Below are 19,081 nucleotides of genomic sequence, written 5' to 3'. Positions count from 1 at the left end.
ATTTCGACTTAAGGATGAAATTATGCAGCAAGCGCAACTTTTCCAGACCATTTCCCGGAAAAGTTCCGTTTGGAAACGGCTGCTGTCAGCTGCGCCCGAAGAGCCGCTCGATGTCCGAGAGCTTCAGCTCTATATAGGTTGGCCGGCCATGATTGCACTGTCCGGAGCCGGGCGTGGCCTCCATTTGCCGCAAAAGCGCATTCATTTCTTCCGGGCGCAAACGCCTGCCCGATCGCACCGAACCGTGGCAGGCCATGGTTGCGGCGACATATTCCAGCTTGGCGGCAAGGCCGGCGGCGGTATCCCATTCGGCGATCTCGTCGGCTAGCTGCCGCACCAGGCCCTGCGCGTCGACCTCGCCGAGCATGGCCGGCGTCTCCCGCACGGCAACTGCGCCGGGGCCGAAGCGCTCGATGGCAAGCCCAAGCTCCCCGAGTTCCTCGGCAAACGCCATCAGCCGGTCGCAATCCTCTTCGGGCAGGTCGACGATTTCGGGAATGAGCAGGACCTGCGAGGACAGGCGTTTCGAATGCAGGGCTTTGCGCATGGCCTCGAACACCAGCCGCTCGTGCGCTGCATGCTGGTCGACGATGACAAGCCCGTTCTCCGTCTGGGCGACGATATAGTTCTCGTGCAGCTGCGCGCGGGCAGCCCCCAGCGGAAAGCGCGCCGGCTCCTCGGCCCGCACCGGTTCCACCGGGGACGCCACCTCGGCACGCGCGGTGGGCATGACAAGTCCCTCGAAGGTCGCCTGCGGTCTTTCGGCAAATCTGTAGCCCGCCGTAGCTGCGGGGCTTCCATAGGGACGGGACGGCGACGTTTCGGCCGTCCAAGGCGTCGGGGGCGGCGAGGGTCGCCAACCCGGCTGAAAGCCGGAGCGCCCGGTGGTGAAGGCGCGCAACATGCCGTCGGCGCCGGTCGTCGCGGCGCGGTCGCCCTCGCGCGCCAGCGCTTCGCGAACGGCACCGACGATCAGGCCGCGCACCAGCCCCGGATCGCGGAAGCGCACATCGGATTTGGCCGGGTGCACGTTGACGTCGACCAGCGCCGGATCGAGCGTCAATGAAAGCACGGCAATGGGATAGCGCCCGGCGGGAATGGTTTCGGCATAGGCACCGCGGATCGCCGACAGGATCAGCTTGTCCTGTACCGGCCGGCCATTGACGAAGGCATATTGATGCGCCGAGTTGCCACGATTGAAGGTCGGCACGCCAGCAAAGCCGGTGAGGCTCACATCCTCGCGCTCGGCGTCGAGCGCAATGGCATTGTCCTTGAATTCGGCGCCAAGTATCTGCGCCATGCGGGCAAGATGATCGTCACCGGTCGCTGGGAGTTCTAGCGTCGAGCGGTCGCTGCCTGACAGCACGAAGCGCACGCGTGGAAAGGCGATCGCCATGCGCTTGACGACCTCGGTGATCGCGGCCGCCTCCGCCTTCTCGGTCTTCAGGAATTTGAGGCGCGCCGGGGTGGCGAAGAACAGGTCGCGCACCTCGACGATCGTGCCGGTATTGGCGGCCGCCGGGCGTAGATGCAGAACCTTGCCGCCGGCAACGGCAATCTCGGCGCCGCCGTTCGCACCCGCCCTGCGGCTGGCAATTGAAAGCTTTGCCACCGAGCCTATGGAAGGCAGGGCTTCGCCGCGGAAGCCGAGGGTGCGGATATCCTCCAACGTTTCGGAGATCTTCGAGGTGCAGTGGCGCCGGACTGCGAGCTCAAGGTCGGCCTCTCCCATGCCGGAGCCGTTATCGGTCACCCGCAGCAAGGCCTTGCCGCCGCCGGCGGTCGCGATCTCGATCCGCGTCGCGCCGGCATCCAGCGCGTTTTCGATCAGCTCCTTGGCAGCACTTGCCGGGCGTTCGATGACTTCGCCGGCAGCGATCTGGTTGATCAGTGTTTCGGAGAGTTGCTTGATGGCCATGGTGTCATTGTCGTGGATTCGCGGCAGCGTGAAAAGAGGAAAGGCGATCGGCTTGTCTTCATCCACCCGTTTCCGTTCCGGCGCCGAACGATTTTAGGTCGGATCGGTCTGAAAGCAGAATCCGTTGGAATCAAATAGGTAGAGAGCATGATGTCCTCCGAAAACCGCTGACACTTTTCGGCGTTATCGTCCCAGGGGCTTTGTTAAGAAATTTAATCAATGTTTAAGGGAATGATGACAGGTTGTGGGACGAGAAGCTTGAAATGACTGCAGGTGGCGCGCTTCGTGCATGCTGACGGCTCTTGATGGCAGGTTGGTGGCCGTCAACTTCCATGAGCCAGGTGCCATCTGCTTCAAGTGCACAGGCCAGCATGCAACTTTTCAAACATGTCTTTTAGAGCGAACGCCGCACCGTCGGTTCGCCGTGCTGTGAAACTGGTAGAGTGTGGGAATCGGACGAATGACTGCCGAGATTGACAAGGCAGCTCTGGCAATGGCGACCGCGGATGCGCCCTTCGGCGGCAATCTGCAGGCGATGTTCTTCGACGCTTTCTGTGACGGTCTTTCCAGCGCCTTCTTCGCCTATGACAAGAACGATCTGTTGCTGTTCGCCAGCCGCCAGGTTCTGAATTTCTTCCCGATCCAACCGGAATACCTGCAGCCGTCGACGCGATTGCGCGACTTCCTCGGTGCCGTCTTCGACACGGGCATGCGGCCTCAGGCAAATCAGGCCAAGACGGCCGCCAACCGCGACAGCTGGATATCGCAGCGCATCGCCTCGCATTGGCGCGAGCGTTTCGAGACGACGGAGCATTTCACCGACGACCGTTGGGTGCGTATCAGCAAGCGGCGGCTATCCTCCGGCATCGGCTTCTGCATCATCTCCGACGTCTCCGAGGCAAAGAAGCGCGAGGAGCAGTGGCGCGTCGATATGGAGCGCGTGCAGCTCACCGAGGATGTTCTCGACAACCTGCCGTTCCCGGTGTTCGTCAAGGACCAGAATCTCATCTATGTCGCGGTCAACAGGGCGTTCTGCGACAAATACCAGACCGCGGCCGATGAGGTGCGCGGCCGCAAGAGCCTCGATCTGTTTTCCACGGATCTTGCCAATCGCTTCCACGAGAGCGACCGACATGTGATCGAGACCGGCGAGATGTCGATCTCGCGGCAGCGCCAGATTGCCCGCGACGGCATCGAGCGCGATATCGTCACGCGCAAGCAGCGTATCGGCAAATCCGGCCGCTATTTCCTGGTCTGCACCATGCAGGACCTGCCCAAGGACGGCGGCGATTTCGATGAATTCGCGCTTGCCTCGCACATCCGGGAAAACAGCGACCGCTCCTATCGGCGTGCCTATGTTCCCATGGCCGCATTGCAGACCATTACGCGCCGCCCTGCCGCCATGGAAACCTTCGTCCCGGAAAATTTCAGCGGCCGCAAGGTTCTCGTCGTCACGGCTGACTTCGCCGCGGAAACGGCCGCGCTGAAAACGCTCGAGAAATACGGCTTCGAGGCCTGCGTCGTTCACAATGAGAATGAAGAGGCGGCGTTTCTGGATGTGGCGAGCGCGCACGGTGTCAAGATCGATCTTGTCATTGTCGACAACCAGCTGGGCAAGCGCGGCATCGAGCTGGCCGAACGGCAGAACCTTGCCGCCCTGTCGCTGGATGGCTCGCAGCTTGCCACGGAACTTGCCTTCCTGATTGCCCGCCATTTCAACCGCAATATCCGCGGCGAACCTGGGAATGCCGCGGAATCGGGGCTCCTGCCGGAATGGCGGCGCACGGCCGGCGATGATCGCCGCGCGCAGATCCTCGTTGCCGAAGATAATGACATCAATCAGATCGTCTTTTCGCAGATCCTGGAAGGGTTGGGATACAGCTACGTGATCGCCGCAAGCGGCGATGAGGCGGTGCGGTTGTGGCAGGAGCATCGCCCGGAGCTGATCCTGATGGATATTTCGCTGCCGGGCCTGAACGGCTTCGAAGCCGCCAGGCTGATCCGCGGCGCGGAAAAAGGCAGCGGTTTCCATACGCCGATCGTCGGCGTGTTGACGCAGGCCTTCGAGCGTGATCGCAAGGAGTGTGGGGATGCCGGCATGGATGATGTCATCCTGAAACCGGTCAGTCCCGACATCATCGAGACGGTGTTTCAGAAGTATATGCGCAGCCCCCACAAGGCGCAAAATAGATAAATGTTACAAGGAGATCGCCGGTGACGGCAACTTATCGCCGGCATTGAATCACCGTCCTCCCGCTATCCTTTGTTAAGACTTCGCCGTCATGCTTTTGCAGGGTGGAGAAAACGTCGGGACCGCATATGAAATCGGCTGAAATGCTGCCAGGGCCAGTCAGTCAAGAGCCACAGGCAATCGCTTATACCGATCCGCTCACCGGATTAGGCAATCGACATCGCATGCGCGAGCGCACGCGTTCGATTTCGCTCGAACGGGCCAGCGATCCGGCACCCTTCACCATCGGCATCGTCAATCTGGATGCCTTCAAGCCGATCAACGACCTGTTTGGCGTCGAAGCCGGTGACGAGATTCTCTGCCAGGTCGCGCATCGCCTCAAGGCCTGCATCCCCGACGGAGCGATGGTGACGCGCCATGACGGGGACGAATTCGCCTTTGTTCTTCCCTTGGTCTTCGAGCGCGTCGGGGCCGAGAAGTTCGGGCAGATGATCCGCGAGGTGCTTTCGGCGCCCTATGATCTCGGCGATCGCAATGTCAGGCTTTCCGCCTCTTTCGGCTTCGCCATCCATCCCTTCGCCGGGGAGGAATTCGACGACCTCCTGAAAAATGCGGAAACTGCGCTCTATCGCTCCAAGCGTCGCGGCCGTGGGCAGATCACCGTCTATTCCAGGGAGATCGCTCAGGAAATGAAGCGCGCAACGCAGCTCGAGCAGGCGCTGCGCAATGCCATCATTTCGGATGCCATCGATGTGCATTTCCAGCCGATCGTTTCGCTCGCCAACAATATGGTTGTCGGCTTCGAGGCGCTTGCCCGTTGGAACGATCAGGATCTCGGCTTCGTTTCCCCGGCTGTCTTCGTGCCGCTCGCCGAGGAGCGCGGCTTTATCGATGCCCTGTCCGAAACCCTTTTGCGAAAGGCGGCGGAGGCGGCGCTTTCCTGGCCGCGCGAGCTTTTCCTGTCCTTCAATTTGTCTTCGGCGCAATTGATGGATCCCGGCACCAGCAGCAGCATCCTTGCCATCCTTGCGCGTGCCGGCCTCGATCCGCATCGCCTCGAGCTCGAAATCACCGAAACCGCGGTCGTGAGTTCGGCCGACACGGCGCATCGCATCATAGCCGATCTCCGCGCCGCGGGTGCGCGCGTCTCGCTTGATGACTTCGGCACCGGTCAATCCAGTCTCGGGCGCTTGCGCGAATTCATCTTCGACAAGGTTAAGATAGACCGCGCCTTCGTCTCCCGTATGAATTCGGATCGGGTGTCCGAACATATCATCAAGGCGGTGCTGGCCATGTGCGAGGGGCTCGAACTGCGGGTAGTAGCGGAAGGCATCGAGGAACATGCCGAAGCGGCGAAACTGAAGTCACTGGGCTGCGCCATGGGGCAGGGCTATTATTTCGGCAAGCCGGCAGACAGCGCCGCAACGCTTCGTTATCTGCAAAGCCATTATTTGGAGCTCAGCAACGAACGCGAGATCGCCTAGGCGAACTCCAGGAAGTCCAGGAAAAACGCATAGCGGCTTTTCGTTCTCACAAAAACAAAGAAAGCGGCAGCCGGGAAGGGCCGCCGCTTCTATATTCGCCTGACCATTATTTTAATTGACCATTATTTTACTTATTGGTGGTCGACGAAGTCGTGGTGTTGTCCGTCGCCGGCATTGTCGACGTACCCGCCGAGCTTGCCGCCTTCTCGGAAGCCTGCATTGCCAGCGTCTTGAATTCCGGCGCGGCCTTCAGCGAGTCGGCCGTTTCGGTCGTCGTGAGCTTAACCGTGCCGTCCTGCGGATTCTGCGTGGCATTGATCTTGTCGAACGGTACGGCGACGCTCTTCTGGCCGATGCCAAGGAAGCCGCCGACGCCGACGACTGCGGCGACAACACCGCCCTGCTTCTGCAGGATCAGGTCGTTGATGCTACCGATGCTTTCGTTCTGACCATTATAGACCGACTGGCCCATATAGGTCTTGGCACTGATCTGATCAGCCGACTGCGTGGTTAAGTAGCCGGCCTGTTCGGTGCCACTTGGCGAAGCGGGTGCCTGAGCCTTGGTCTGCGGCATCGAGCTATCCGGCTTTGTAGCGTCCGGCGTCGCCGGGGCGGATTGCGTCACCGGCGCGTTGCCGGTATTGCCAGCGCCCCCGTTCGACGGTTGCTGCGCCTGAGCGAACGCCATCGGCGAAAGCACCGAGGCCGTGGCGAAGATTGCGCCTGCAGCGACAGAAGTGAAGAGTTTCCCAGTCATCGTGAACCTACCTTTCATTCTGATGGGCATGCTTATCGAGTGCGCATGCTTACCAGCGCGAGTGGAACCTCCATTTACCGACATTCCTCGTGTCGGTTATAAAGGCAAATGGTTCACTAGGGTTTTAGTTCCGTCAAAAGTTGCAGAAGTCGATGGCTGCAAGTTGAAAATTGTAGAAATACAGCATGAAAACAATAGGTTGACGTTTCAAAAAACAACCTGTGGAGTGGCTGAACTGAAAAATGGATCGATACGGATTTCAGGTTTTTCGCAATCCGGCGGATGCTGATACGGCATTGATCGTCAAAGCAAATCCCTCTCCAGGCACCGAGCGCCTGAGGAGGGTTTTCAATCAAAGCTTGTACTGCGGGTCAAAGACGCCCTTCACGGTCAGTCCGAGTTCCAGGAGCGCGCCGGCCTGGGGTTGCATGGAACGGGCTTCGTCATCAAGCCCTTCCCAGGCGGTCGTCACGGCCAGCCGGTCCGCATTCTTGCCGATGAAGGCCGGGCAGGAAGGCTGCATGGCAGGCACGCGAAAACGCTCGATGCGCAGGCCGTCCGGGCTGTACTTGTCGACAAAACCGGAGCCCCAGCGCGCATTCCAGATATAGCCATCGGCATCGCAGACCGAGCCGTCGAGGCCGCCCGGGTCTTCCATGCTGTCGACCATGACGATCGGCTCGCCCGTCGGCAGTCCCGTCTCCGGGTCGACAAGCACGCGCATGAGCTGGCTGACGCGCGTATCGGTGAAATAGCCGATCATGCCGTCGGGCGAGAAGCAGATGGAGTTCGGAATGCTGATCTGGTCGAAGATCTTGGTGACCTTGCCGCCGGCGACATGATAGATGGCGCCTGCCTGCATCTCGGCGCGCTTGCCCATGGTGCCGATCCAGAGCGATCCGGAAATATGCGTGCGCCCGTCATTGGAACGGTTCTCCGGCTTGTCCGCCTCAATCGCCGCATAAAAGCTCAGCTCGCCGGTGGCGATATCACGAAGGAAGAGCCCCTGTTCCGTGGCGATCATCTGCCGTTCCGCATCGACGCGGGCAAGCACGCTTGCCATCATCGGCAGCTCGTGAACCTGTTTCTTGCCGGTCGGCAGGTGCAATTCGTGCAGTTCCTTGCCGAGGATATTGAACCACCAGACGGTGTCCGTGTCGGGGTCGTAGGTCGGGCCTTCACCCAGGACGGATGACGTGTTGCAAAGAATATTGCCCTGAAAATCATGAATATCGGTCATAGTCAGGCTCCTATGGCTGCATCATAGGCATAGATGGTGGCCTTGGCACGTTCGGCAACCTCTGCCGTGGTCATTCCAGGCTTGTAAAGGCTGGTGCCGAGACCGAAAGCCAGGATGCCCGCCTTGGTGTAGTCGGCAAAATTCTTGTCCGAAACGCCACCGACCGCGGCGATGACGAGTTCCGGCGGCAGAACAGCGCGGATAGCCGTGATGCCGGAGGCGCCGAGCACGCCGGCGGGGAAGAATTTCAGGCCAGTGGCGCCGGCGCGAGCGGCTGATAGAGCCTCCGTTGCGGTGAATACGCCGGGCATCGTCACCATGCCCTTGTCGCGGGCGCGGCTGATGACCGCAGGCTCGACATTCGGTGTGACAAGCAGCTTGCCGCCCGCGCCGTCAAGCCTATCGACATCTTCAACCGTCAGCACGGTGCCTGCGCCGATCAGGCAATCGGCGGGCGCCATCTTGGCGGCAATCTCGATGGAACGGAAAGGCTCTGGCGAATTCAGCGGAATTTCAATCGCGCTGAAGCCGGTCTCGATCAGCGCACCGACGATATCGGCCGTTTCCTCCGGCTTGATGCCGCGAAGAATGGCGATGAGCGGGCGCTTCATGGGCGGGAAGGGGATGCGGGTCGTCATCAGTGTTTGCTTTCTTTCTTGAACCAGATCGCTTCGGCCGCGGCGGAAAGCCCGCGACGGACGGCGGCATCGGCGTCGATGGTCGTATAGGGAAGAGATAGGGCGCGGAACGCATCCTCATAGAGAGCCTGGAGGCGGCCGGAAGCGACAAGCGTAATGGCCGCATTCTGCCCGGCTGACGCAAGCGCACCGGCAAGTTCGGCACCGATCAGCGTGCCCGAGATTACCGCCTGCGCGCCGGCGGACGTCAATCCATTCAAAAGTTGGCCGGAGCGCGCGGTGAACAACAGGTTGGTCGCCAGGGCAGGTTTGTCGAACGCTGCCCCGAGAGCCATTTCGAATGCCTTGGTATCGGCTGGCATGTCTGCGGCGCCGGCAACGGCATGCGACAGGATGCTGTGCTTGGTGATGATGTCGAAGAGCTCACCGGTCATGAAGGTGGAAAAGCCCGTCACCTGGCCGTCGAGCACGCGCACCCATTTCGAATGCGTTCCCGGCATGCAGACGAGCTGTTCGCCCTTGGCATCGGCGACGATCGCACCGAACAGCTGCGTTTCCTCGCCGCGCATGACGTCAGGCACCTGCCGGTTGCGCTGCGCAAGGCCCGGCAGGATGCGGATGTCACGGGATTGTCCGGGCACGGCGACCGCGCCGGTGAGGATCGCGGCAAGCGATGCCGGCGTGTCGATATATCCGGCCTCCACCCAGCCCTGGCGCGCTCCGGCCATACCGCAGACGATGACGGGGATATCGCCGGGTGCCGAGACGGCATCCAGATGGGCCTGCAGGACCTTGGCAAAGCCGGTCTGGGCTGCCGCGGTCATGCCTTCGCCGCTCCGGCGCTCTGCCAGAATGCCGCCGTCCTCGCCGATCAGCCACAGCCGGAAACTGCTGGTGCCCCAGTCCACCGCGACATATGCGGGCTTGGTCATGAGAAATACTCCAAAGTCTTTCGTTAGAAGATGCCGCCATCGACGGTGATGGCTTGTCCGGTCATGGCGCCCGAGCAGTCCGACGCCAGGAAAAGCACCGGTCCGACCAGATCCTCGGCGCTCAGCACGCGCTTGAGGCATTGCCGATCGATGGTCTTGGCCATGCCCTCTTCGGTCAGCCATAGGTCGAGCTGCCGCTGGGTGATGATCATGCCGGGCAGGACGGCGTTGACGCGAACGTTCTCAGGGCCGAGGCGCCCGGCAAAGCTCTTGGTCAGCCCGAGGATGCCGGACTTTGCCGCCGCATAGGAGGACAGCAGCGGCGGGTTGGTCTTGAAGACGATCGAGGAAAAATTGATGATCGCGCCGCCGCCGGCGCCCCGCATGCCGGGGACCGCCGCCTGCGAGACGAAGAAGACCTGTTTGAGGTTGATCGCCTGGTTGTTGTCCCAATATTCCTCGGTCGTCGTGTCGATATCGTGCCGGTCGTCCCAGGCTGCGTTGTTGACGAGCACCCGGATTGCGCCGAGATCGGATTCCACTGCTGCGACCGTGCTTTTGATGGCGCCGACATCGCGCAGGTCGGCGTGATAGAAAACGACGGGATGGACGGATCCTGCCGAAAGCCTGGCGGCCAGCGCCTTGCTCGGCTCCTCGGCGACGTCGATGAAGGCGACCTTCGCACCCTGCCTGGCGAAACCCCCTACAAGGGCTGCACCGATGCCGGAGCCGCCGCCGGTGATGAGCACGGTTCGATCTTTCAGGTCGGGAAATTGCGCGTGCGTCTCAGCCAAGATCTCTCCTCCGGAATAGGTCGTGAAGTTCCATTATCTGGAACGACATTTGACTATGTGGAATTATCGGATTACCCTTCCATCGTGTCAAGGATAACGCTGCAGTGCCAGCGATAAATGAAAGGGCATGGATCTGAATCCGGAGGGCGTGAAAGCGAATGGCCGCGGCGACCGGGAAACCGGAACGCTTGGGAAGCTCGTCGCGCTGCTCGATCGCGTTGCGCTTGCGGATGGCCCCATGCGCTTTACGGACATTCTTTCGCTGTCCGATCAGCCGCGCGGCACACTGCATCGCCAATTGTCACATCTCGTCGAGGAAGGACTTCTGGAGGTCGATCGCGACGGTCGCTATCTCATCGGCCTGAGGCTTTTGACGCTCGCCTCGCGCAGCTGGGCGCGCAACGAATTCCGCGCCGTTGCCGAGCCGCATTTGCAACGTCTGCACGACGTCACCTGCGAAACCGTGCATCTCGGCGTTCTGCATGATGCGGAGGTCATCTATCTCGACAAGGTGGAGGGACGGCAGTCCGTTCGCATGTATTCGCAGATTGGCAACGCCTCGCCGGCCTATTGCACCGGCGTCGGCAAGGCGGCGCTTTCCGCACTCGACGATGCCGAGCTTGCGATCCGGATCGCCGCTCTCGAATTCCGCCCTTACACGCAACAGACGCTTCGCAACGCCGGAGAGCTGCTCTCGGATATTTCGGAGATCAGGCAGCGCGGCTATGCGTTCGATATCGAGGAGCATGAGAGCGGCATATGCTGTGTTGCGGCTCCGATCCGTTCGGATGACGGTCACATGCTGGCCGGCGTCTCGGTCACAGGACCGGCCTATCGTGTCACGCCGCAGAGCTTGCAGGCATGGGCGCCCCTGGTGGTGGCCGCGGCTGATTCGATCATGATGGATATGCGCAATCGCATGGGTCCCAAACGCTAGTTCCGCAAATTCTCGTCGCGGCTGCCCAGAGCTTGTCAATTTTAATGCTGCCAATGCTGGACCTTAGCCAAATTGCCCGTTTATCTGGAATTTTACAGTTGAGATATGCGGAAGAGCTGCCATTATCCGCAAATGATTGCTGGAATCATAGAGGAATTGGCGAGGTTATGACCAGGCGACATAGTAACGATCGTTGAAGCTGCCACAAATTTCGAAAACTTATATTTCGGTAGGTGCCTGATAGCGGCGCTGGTGCATTAATCTCATGGGACAAGATACGGAATTTCGTATTTTTTTCCTCTTTTACTAAAGAAGACTGATGATGGCGGCACTGGTACAGGCGGGAACGCCTCCTCGCGGCGAGGACTATATCGAGGAAATCGGCAGGCTGAAGACTCAGTTTGATGTGTTCCGTTTCATGAAAGGGCTGACCGAGGCCTATCGTTGTCGCGCTTTCATGGTGCTTAATCTGCCGCCGATTACCTCTTTCGAACTGCAGAGCAATTCGGTGATCAACAATTGGCCGGCCGAACTGCTGTCGATTTATGATCAGGAGGGACTGCTGCCGACCAGCCCCGCATTGCTGCGCTTGCGCAGTTCCACGCTTCCTTTCATCTATGAGGTGGTGGCGAGCCCCAATCGCGAGGCAGGCAAATCGCAGCTCGTCGTCACCTTGTTCGAGCGCTTTCGCATGACGCGCTTCCTCTATCTGCCGACCCATGATGCCTCGGGCCTTCGCGGCGCAGTCTCTTTGGCCGGGGATCGCGACCCCTTTTCGTCCGAGGAGATCAAGGATCTTTCCTACATCGCAATTCACGTCTTCGATCGGCTGGCGGAAATCCGCAATCTCGATGTTCGCGTCGTCGATGCCCTAACTGACCGCGAGATCGATTGCCTGAATTGGACTGCGGCCGGAAAGACCAGCGCGGAAATAGCCGAAATCCTTGCGCTGTCCGAACACACGGTCAACCATTACCTCAACCGCGCTACCAAGAAGCTCGACACCGTCAACCGCACACAGGCCGTTGCCAAGGCACTCCGCGTCGGGTTGATCAAATGATCCTTGCGGCTCGCTGAGGTGCCGCCGTCGTCAGCTTCAATTGCCGGCAGGACTTAAATGTATTGATCGAGATTCGGGCAGCTCGTGAATGAATTTTGTGCGCTGCGAATAAAATATGATGAAGAGCATCGCCGACGTCAGGCCCCATCATGCCGGGCATTACTCATCAAATATTTGAAATATGGTGATTTTTTCCATTTTGTGAAAACTGGCACGCTTCCTGCTTGTTAAATGGCAGAGGTCCAGAGGGGACTTTGATAACAGCGCCGACGAAACGTGCGCGGATCAAACAACCGTCGCCGATGCCGTCGCCATAGCTTCTCCGGGCGAAGGGCGTTGGCGGCGGTTGTTGCTTATTGGGCACGCTCATAAGGATCGAAGCGGCCGACGAGGCGATTTTCCCAGGCTTGCCCTATTTCTTCCGAGCGGTTGCCCTACTTCGGCCGGCGAAACGTCTTTCCGGATTGGGAGACCGCGGCTGGTGGGGTCATAGATGGACCCGGCGGACTTGCCGGCCGCAACGAAGGCGCTTTTTATCGGCAGCGCCTTGAATTTCGTTTGGCGAAGTCCCGCCGCTCCACTATCTAAACCGGAAAGCGTATGGCCCGAGCGGCCGATGCTGCGCTCCGGATGAAGATTGTGCAGTGAGGATGGAATGGCAGACATCACCAAGGAACAGGTGCTGGAAACGTTGAAGACGGTTCGCGGCCCGGACCTGGAGCACAATATCGTCGAGCTCGGTATGGTGTCGGATGTCTTCATTTCCGACGGCAAGGTCTATTTTTCCATTACCGTTCCGGCCGAGCGCGCCAAGGATCTCGAGCCGATGCGTCTTGCCGCCGAGCGCGTCATCAAGGAAATGCCCGGTGTCAAAGGCGCCCTGGTCGCGTTGACGGCCGACAAGAAGGCCGGCGCGCCCGCCGCCCGGCCGGCGCCGGCGCAAGCTGCCCCGCACGGCCATTCGCATTCTCATCCGCACGCGCCGCCGCCGCAGCCTCGTGCCGCCAAGATCGGTGTACCCGGTGTAGGTGCCATCATTGCGGTTGCTTCGGGCAAGGGCGGCGTCGGCAAGTCGACGACGGCGGTCAATCTTGCCTTGGGCCTGCTTGCCAACGGCCTGCGCGTCGGCATTCTGGATGCCGATATCTATGGCCCTTCGATGCCGCGCCTCCTGAAGATTTCCGGACGTCCCACCCAGATCGACGGACGCATCATCAATCCCATGGAGAATTACGGCCTCAAGGTCATGTCGATGGGCTTCCTCGTCGAGGAGGAGACCGCGATGATCTGGCGCGGGCCGATGGTGCAATCCGCGCTCCTGCAGATGCTGCGCGAAGTGGCCTGGGGCGAGCTCGACGTCCTGGTCGTGGATATGCCGCCCGGCACGGGCGACGTGCAGCTGACCATGGCGCAGCAGGTGCCGCTTGCCGGTGCCGTCATCGTCTCGACGCCACAAGACCTGGCCTTGATCGATGCGCGCAAGGGCTTGAACATGTTCCGCAAGGTCGAGGTTCCTGTCCTCGGCATTGTCGAGAATATGAGCTATTTCATCGCGCCGGATACCGGCGCCCGATACGATATTTTCGGCCATGGCGGCGCGCGGAAGGAAGCCGAGCGCATCGGCGTGCCTTTCCTAGGTGAGGTGCCGCTGACCATGGGAATCCGGGAAACCTCGGATGCCGGCACGCCGCTCGTCGCTGCCGAGCCGGACGGTATCGTTGCGAAGATTTATCGCGAGATCGCTGCCAAGGTTTGGAAGCAAGTGGAGGGCACACCGCAACGCGCCGCCCCGTCGATCGTATTTGAATAATTCGCGGGAGACGTATCGGCTTTCTGTATAGCGACGGATTGTCTTGTCGGCATCCTGTGCTATGACTTCGCAAGATCATCGAAACTGCGGTGAAATCGCGCAATGAAGAGGTTGTGACTTGATTCTTTGCGAGCTTTGCTGCATATGCGCCGCCGGCGTGGAACTGGCCGGGCGTTTCCGATGACCGCCCTCCGCCGCATGGTGGTTTTATTTCGTCCGAGCAGGCGGCTTCGCCAGGACGGACGAAGGATTGGTACAGCAGCGCAATGGAACATGGACACGGATTCCGGCCGGACCGGCGGGATATGACCGGGGTTTTATGAGCTTTTTTCATTCGCCATTGGTGGGATCGCAGCGAGTGCGCGCAAAGTGCCTCGGCCTTTGCGCCGTCTCCGCTGCTGCGGGAGCAAGCAGTTGATAACTGCCTATTGCTCAGATTCCAAACCGCTTCAGCTCCCCGATCTCTCGGCCGCCGACCGGTTGCCTGACAATGCCACTTGGATCGACATGGTCGATCCCACGCGCGAGGAAGAAGCCGATATCGAGCGGCTGCTCGGGTTCGAAGTACCGACGCGCGAGGACATGAAGGACATAGAGCCTTCCAGCCGGCTCTATGTCGAGAACGGCTCGGTCTTTCTGACCGCTTCGCTGTTGTGGAAGGCCGATACCAATCTGCCGATGCTCACCGACGTCGCCTTCATTCTGACGGGACACCGGCTGGTCACCATCCGCTACGCACAGCCAAAATCCTTCGCATTGTTCATCGCGGCCTTGCAGCGCATTCCGCAGGAGCGGCGCACGGGCGTCGCGCTGCTTGCCAAACTTCTCGAAACCATCGTCGACCGTACCGCCGAGGTGCTTGAACAGACCGTCGCCGGTATCGATATATTGTCAGTGCACGTATTCGGCGATCGTGTGAAGAAAATCCGCCGCCCGGCAAACTATCTGGAAGAGAAGCTCAAGGACATCGCAGGCTATCACCGCACGCTCAGCAAGGTGCGTGACAGCTTGAGTTCGCTATCCCGGCTGCTGACCTTCCTTCACGCCATCCCCGCCATGCAGCAGGACCATGAAGCCAAGGACCTGTGTCGCAATGTCTCGCGGGATGTCCAGTCCTTGTCCGAGCACGCATCCTTTGTCGCGGGAAACATCACCTTCCTGCTGGATGCATCGCTCGGGCTGATCAATATCGAGCAGAACGCCATCATCAAGATCTTTTCGATCGCTTCCGTGGTGTTCCTGCCGCCGACGCTCGTGGCGTCCGTCTATGGCATGAATTTCGAGCATATGCCCGAGCTGCATTTCGCCTACGGCTACCCGGCATCGTTGTTGTTGATGGTGGTTTCCGCCATCGTTCCGTTTTTCTTTTTTCGCTGGAAAGGCTGGCTCTGAGAGTCTAGTGATCCTGAATGTCTAACGAAACCCATCATTCTCCCGACGGGAAAATGAACGCTCGTAAACTCGCATACCTCGCCCTCGGTTCGGTCGGCGTGGTCTATGGCGATATCGGCACGAGCCCGCTCTATGCCTTTCGCGAGGCCCTGAAGCCGGTAGCCGCTGATGGTTTGACGCGCGGCGAAGTCATCAGCGTGGTGTCGCTGATGTTCTGGACGCTGACGATCATCGTCACGATCAAATATGTCCTTTTTCTGCTTCGCGCGGACAATGACGGCGAAGGCGGCACGCTGTCGCTGCTGGCGCTGTTGATGAAGACGGCGAACGGCCATACCGCCATTCTGATGCTGCTGGGCCTGCTGGGCGCCGCACTCTTCCTCGGCGATGCGATGATCACCCCGGCGCTTTCGGTTCTGTCCGCCGTCGAAGGCCTGAAGCTGGTTACCCCGCAGCTGTCGGACTATATCGTCCCCATATCGGTTGCGATCCTTGCATTGCTTTTTGCGATACAGTCGCATGGCACCGGCGCGGTGGCCCGTTTCTTCGGGCCGATCACCGCCCTCTGGTTCATCGTCATGGGTGTAGTCGGCATCATGCACATTTCCGATGACTACAGCATCCTGACGGCGCTCAATCCCTGGTATGCGGTGAGCTTCCTCATGCGGGAAGGTTTCCTCGGCGTCGTGGTGCTCGGTGCGGTGTTCCTGACCGTGACGGGCGCTGAAGCGCTCTATGCCGACCTTGGCCATTTCGGCCGCCGCCCGATCCAGTGGGCCTGGTTTGTGCTGGTGTTCCCGTCGCTGACGCTGAATTACTTCGGCCAGGGTGCCCTCGTGCTGCGCGAGCCCATGGCCATGTCCGATCCGTTCTTCCTGATGTTTCCGCATTGGGCGATCCTGCCGGTGGTCATTCTCGCCACCATGGCGACGATCATCGCCAGCCAGGCCGTCATCACCGGCGCCTTCTCGCTCACGCGCCAGGCTATCCATCTCGGCTTCCTGCCGCGCATGGAAATCCTGTTCACCTCCGAGACCAATACCGGCCAGATATTCCTGCCGTCGGTCAACACCGTCCTGTTCTTCGGCGTCATCTTCCTGGTCCTGGCCTTCAAGACGTCGGACGCCCTGGCGACGGCCTATGGTATCTCGGTCACCGGCGCGATGGTCGTCACCTCGATCATGGCCTTCGAATTCGTCCGCGTTCGCTGGAACTGGACGCTGCCCATGGCTGTTGCCGTGCTCACGCCGCTGCTGCTCTTGGAATTCGTCTTCCTCGGCGCCAACCTGCTGAAAATCCATGATGGCGGCTACGTTCCGGTGCTGATCGCAACCGCCTTCACCGTCATTATGTGGACCTGGCGCCGCGGCACCGCGATCCTGATGGAAAAGACGCGGCACACCGATATCCCGCTGTCGTCCTTCGTGAGCTCCATCGAGCGCAAGAGCGACCACTCGCCCGCCCATGTGCCGGGCACGGCGATCTTCCTGACCAGCGATCCGGAATCCGCGCCCGCCGCACTGCTGCATAATCTGAAGCACAATCACGTCCTGCACGACAAGAACGTGATCCTGACGATCCGTACCACCAACAAGCCGCGTGTCCTCCAGGAGGACCGCTATTCGGTCGAAAAGGTTTCCGACCGCTTCTCGCGCGTCGAGCTGCGCTTCGGCTTCATGGAATCGCAGAACGTTTCGCAGGCGCTCGCGACCCTGCGCAAGACCGGTCTGAAGTTCGACATCATGTCGACCTCCTTCTATCTCGGTCGCCGCAAGCTGGTACCGGACGCCAAGTCGGGCATGCCGCACTGGCAGGACCGGCTCTACATCGCGCTCGCCAATGCCGCGACCGACCCTTCAGACTACTTCCGCCTGCCGGCCAACCGCGTGGTGGAACTGGGCTCGCACGTCATCATCTGAGCTCGGCAAGATTGCTCTTCCTTCGAAGGCCCGGTGGATATCCGCCGGGCCTTTTCTCTTAGGGCTGCGAGCTCGCGGTATTCACGACCACAGATTTGCCCGAATTAACCATCCATCAAGGTTAATGGGAGATTATTCCGGCTCCTGGTTTCGAGTGCCGTTTGGAGTCCGGTGTTGTCCCGCTCGCGTTATGTCAGCCGAAAATTGAGTTTCTTGCCGAAAAACTGGACTTCGCCCGCCGTCTTCGGGCTCTGTGCCTGGCTGATCTTCCCATCTCCAGCCGCCTACGCTGATCTTGCCGGCCTCCTTTCCGGCATCGACAGGGAAGGGGCCAATTGGCGCATGGTGATGACCGCCTCGCCGGCCGGCTCCACTCACCAGGCGGAGTTGGCCTTCGGCGATGCCAAGACGGCGGCCGCGGTGGGCGACGGCGGCCTGGTGCTGCCGGACGGGCGGCGGGTTGCTTTCCAGTCGGAGCAAAAGGGCAGCGATCCCAGACCAGATGAAGAGCGGATCAACCGCCAGGACAAGAAAGGCCGCATCGTTGCCGTTGCGCCGATGCAGCCGCCAAAGGATTTCTCCGCGGGCTCGGTATTGGAGCGGCAAAGCATGCTGTTTCGGCCGGAATCCGATACCGGTGAGCGCACCGCCTTCCTGAAGCCGAAGCTCGACGGCAAGGAAATCCAGATTGCCACCGCCTTCTACAAGAAGCAGCCGCCGAAGCTGGACGACGAAGTGCCGGCCTATCTGGCAAACCTCATCACCAATCAGAATGCCGATGTTCTGGCTGCTGCCTATGCATCGCCGACACCGGACTATGCCCGGGTTTCGCCTTTCGATTCCATCCTTGCCAAGGATCAGGACGGCGAAGGCCGTTTCGTGCCGCAGATCGGACCGAAGGATCATCTGTGGGCGGCCAATGTCCTGCCGCCATCGGTATTCTCGTCCGATGAGCAGCAATGCCTTGCGACCGGCATCTATTTCGAGGCGCGCGGCGAGTCCGTGAAAGGGCAGGCGGCCGTCGCCCAGGTCATCCTCAATCGCGTTCGCAATCCCGCCTATCCCAAAACCATCTGCGGCGTGGTCTATCAGAACGAGGATTGGCGCAATGCCTGCCAGTTCTCCTTTGCCTGCGACAGCGTCAAGGATCGGGTCAATTCGCCGGAACACTGGCGCATCGCCCGTCAGGTCGCGATGGCGGTAACGGCCGGCAAGATCTGGTTGCCGGAAGTCGGCTCCGCCACTCACTACCATGCCGTCTACGTCCGGCCGAAATGGGCGGCCGAGATGGTGAAGGTCGGCCGCATCGGCATGCATATCTTCTACCGCACTTATGGCGGCGGCTGGAGCTGAAGCATTCGAAGTTTGTGGATTGGTCCTAAGGAGCGCAGTGGCGACTGGCAAAAAAGCCATAGAAAAGCATGGGCTGAAGAGGAATCTTCGGCTCAGTTTTCGTCCGGCACGGCTCTTTCAATCTAACGTTATGATTTAATTGGGCTAATTTATGGCTGGACAGATGGCGTCTACGCCTTGACTATGCTTTTTCCTAAAACTATGTTGCGCGCGACTTCAAAACGGGCCGGAAGGTGGCGAAACCTGCTGTTCGTTTACGCGTTGACCGGGGTATAGGGATAACGCGCGACGAAAAGGGGGAGGATATCACCATGACGGACGACCGCGACGAAAGTCTGGAACAGCGGCGGGCGCAGCTGGGAGCCGAATTGGCGAGCAAGCGCGCTGCCGCGAAAGAGGATGAATACGGGGAGGTTCGCGCCGAGGAGGGCCGTAAAGGCTATGCTCAGGCGATGAAGCTTTCCAGTGAATTCATTGCCGCCATTATCGTTGGCGCTGTTCTGGGCTATGTCTTCGACCGTTTTGTCGGTACGGCGCCGTGGGGCATGATTATCTTGCTGCTTCTCGGATTCTGTGCCGGCGTGCTGAATGTGCTGCGCTCTGCGGGCAAGGTGGCGACACCGGAGCTGAATGAGCAAGACCGAGACAAGAAATGA

The 19,081-nt window shown here is 60.2% G+C and carries 15 protein-coding genes; 9 read left to right on the top strand and 6 right to left on the bottom strand.

Features of this window, described 5'->3' with window-relative positions; all coding sequences use genetic code 11:
- Positions 1 to 85: 85 nt before the first annotated feature.
- Positions 86 to 1,918 carry a DNA mismatch repair endonuclease MutL gene (gene mutL, locus HGP16_RS15340; protein WP_168841101.1) on the bottom strand — a complete coding sequence of 611 codons (1,833 nt, stop codon included), beginning with the start codon at positions 1,916 to 1,918 and terminating at the stop codon, positions 86 to 88.
- 460 nt (positions 1,919 to 2,378) lie between these two features.
- Here mutL and HGP16_RS15335 point away from each other — a divergent pair, with 460 nt between their 5' ends.
- Both HGP16_RS15335 and HGP16_RS15330 read left to right on the top strand, forming a co-directional pair.
- Entirely contained in the window at positions 2,379 to 4,112 is a 1,734-nt protein-coding gene (locus HGP16_RS15335) for a response regulator (RefSeq protein WP_168840886.1), read from the top strand.
- Positions 4,113 to 4,237: 125 nt separating this feature from the next.
- Complete coding sequence (locus tag HGP16_RS15330; protein ID WP_168840885.1) at positions 4,238 to 5,593, top strand: putative bifunctional diguanylate cyclase/phosphodiesterase; 1,356 nt, start codon at positions 4,238 to 4,240, stop codon at positions 5,591 to 5,593.
- A 127-nt stretch (positions 5,594 to 5,720) separates the two neighbouring features.
- Here the strand turns inward: HGP16_RS15330 and HGP16_RS15325 are convergent, their stop codons facing one another.
- From HGP16_RS15325 to HGP16_RS15305, 5 genes are all read right to left on the bottom strand, one after another.
- The gene (locus tag HGP16_RS15325) at positions 5,721 to 6,350 is read right to left on the bottom strand and encodes a PRC-barrel domain-containing protein (protein WP_168840884.1); all 630 of its coding nucleotides are present in this window, start codon (positions 6,348 to 6,350) and stop codon (positions 5,721 to 5,723) included.
- Positions 6,351 to 6,702: 352 nt separating this feature from the next.
- Entirely contained in the window at positions 6,703 to 7,590 is an 888-nt protein-coding gene (locus HGP16_RS15320; RefSeq protein WP_168840883.1) for an SMP-30/gluconolactonase/LRE family protein, read from the bottom strand.
- 2 nt (positions 7,591 to 7,592) lie between these two features.
- Complete coding sequence (locus HGP16_RS15315) at positions 7,593 to 8,228, bottom strand: 2-dehydro-3-deoxy-6-phosphogalactonate aldolase (protein WP_168840882.1); 636 nt, start codon at positions 8,226 to 8,228, stop codon at positions 7,593 to 7,595.
- Entirely contained in the window at positions 8,228 to 9,160 is a 933-nt protein-coding gene (locus HGP16_RS15310; RefSeq protein ID WP_168840881.1) for a 2-dehydro-3-deoxygalactonokinase, read from the bottom strand. Before HGP16_RS15310 ends, HGP16_RS15315 begins: the two co-directional genes overlap by 1 nt.
- A 23-nt stretch (positions 9,161 to 9,183) precedes the next feature.
- Positions 9,184 to 9,954 carry an SDR family NAD(P)-dependent oxidoreductase gene (locus HGP16_RS15305; protein WP_168840880.1) on the bottom strand — a complete coding sequence of 257 codons (771 nt, stop codon included), beginning with the start codon at positions 9,952 to 9,954 and terminating at the stop codon, positions 9,184 to 9,186.
- Positions 9,955 to 10,081: 127 nt separating this feature from the next.
- Between HGP16_RS15305 and HGP16_RS15300 the strand changes: the two genes are divergently transcribed.
- The 7 genes from HGP16_RS15300 to HGP16_RS15270 all read left to right on the top strand — a co-directional run bounded on the left by HGP16_RS15300 (position 10,082) and on the right by HGP16_RS15270 (position 19,081).
- Positions 10,082 to 10,891 (top strand): IclR family transcriptional regulator, encoded by an 810-nt coding sequence (locus HGP16_RS15300; RefSeq protein WP_168840879.1) that lies wholly within the window; start codon positions 10,082 to 10,084, stop codon positions 10,889 to 10,891.
- Between the two features lie 319 nt (positions 10,892 to 11,210).
- Positions 11,211 to 11,951, top strand: a complete 741-nt coding sequence (locus HGP16_RS15295; protein ID WP_409526842.1) for a helix-turn-helix transcriptional regulator — start codon at positions 11,211 to 11,213, stop codon at positions 11,949 to 11,951.
- A gap of 655 nt (positions 11,952 to 12,606) precedes the next feature.
- Positions 12,607 to 13,761 (top strand): iron-sulfur cluster carrier protein ApbC, encoded by a 1,155-nt coding sequence (gene apbC, locus HGP16_RS15290; protein WP_168840878.1) that lies wholly within the window; start codon positions 12,607 to 12,609, stop codon positions 13,759 to 13,761.
- A gap of 414 nt (positions 13,762 to 14,175) precedes the next feature.
- Positions 14,176 to 15,153 (top strand): magnesium transporter CorA family protein, encoded by a 978-nt coding sequence (locus HGP16_RS15285; RefSeq protein ID WP_168840877.1) that lies wholly within the window; start codon positions 14,176 to 14,178, stop codon positions 15,151 to 15,153.
- 53 nt (positions 15,154 to 15,206) lie between these two features.
- Positions 15,207 to 17,072 (top strand): potassium transporter Kup, encoded by a 1,866-nt coding sequence (locus tag HGP16_RS15280; RefSeq protein WP_409526841.1) that lies wholly within the window; start codon positions 15,207 to 15,209, stop codon positions 17,070 to 17,072.
- Between the two features lie 174 nt (positions 17,073 to 17,246).
- Positions 17,247 to 18,425, top strand: a complete 1,179-nt coding sequence (locus tag HGP16_RS15275; RefSeq protein WP_168840875.1) for a cell wall hydrolase — start codon at positions 17,247 to 17,249, stop codon at positions 18,423 to 18,425.
- Positions 18,426 to 18,736: 311 nt separating this feature from the next.
- Positions 18,737 to 19,081 carry an AtpZ/AtpI family protein gene (locus tag HGP16_RS15270; RefSeq protein ID WP_168840874.1) on the top strand — a complete coding sequence of 115 codons (345 nt, stop codon included), beginning with the start codon at positions 18,737 to 18,739 and terminating at the stop codon, positions 19,079 to 19,081.

The organism is Rhizobium sp. P40RR-XXII, assembly GCF_012641405.1.
GTDB lineage: Bacteria > Pseudomonadota > Alphaproteobacteria > Rhizobiales > Rhizobiaceae > Rhizobium.
The sequence above is the reverse complement of the archived record's forward strand: the minus strand, read 5'-3'. Positions and strand labels throughout refer to the sequence as shown.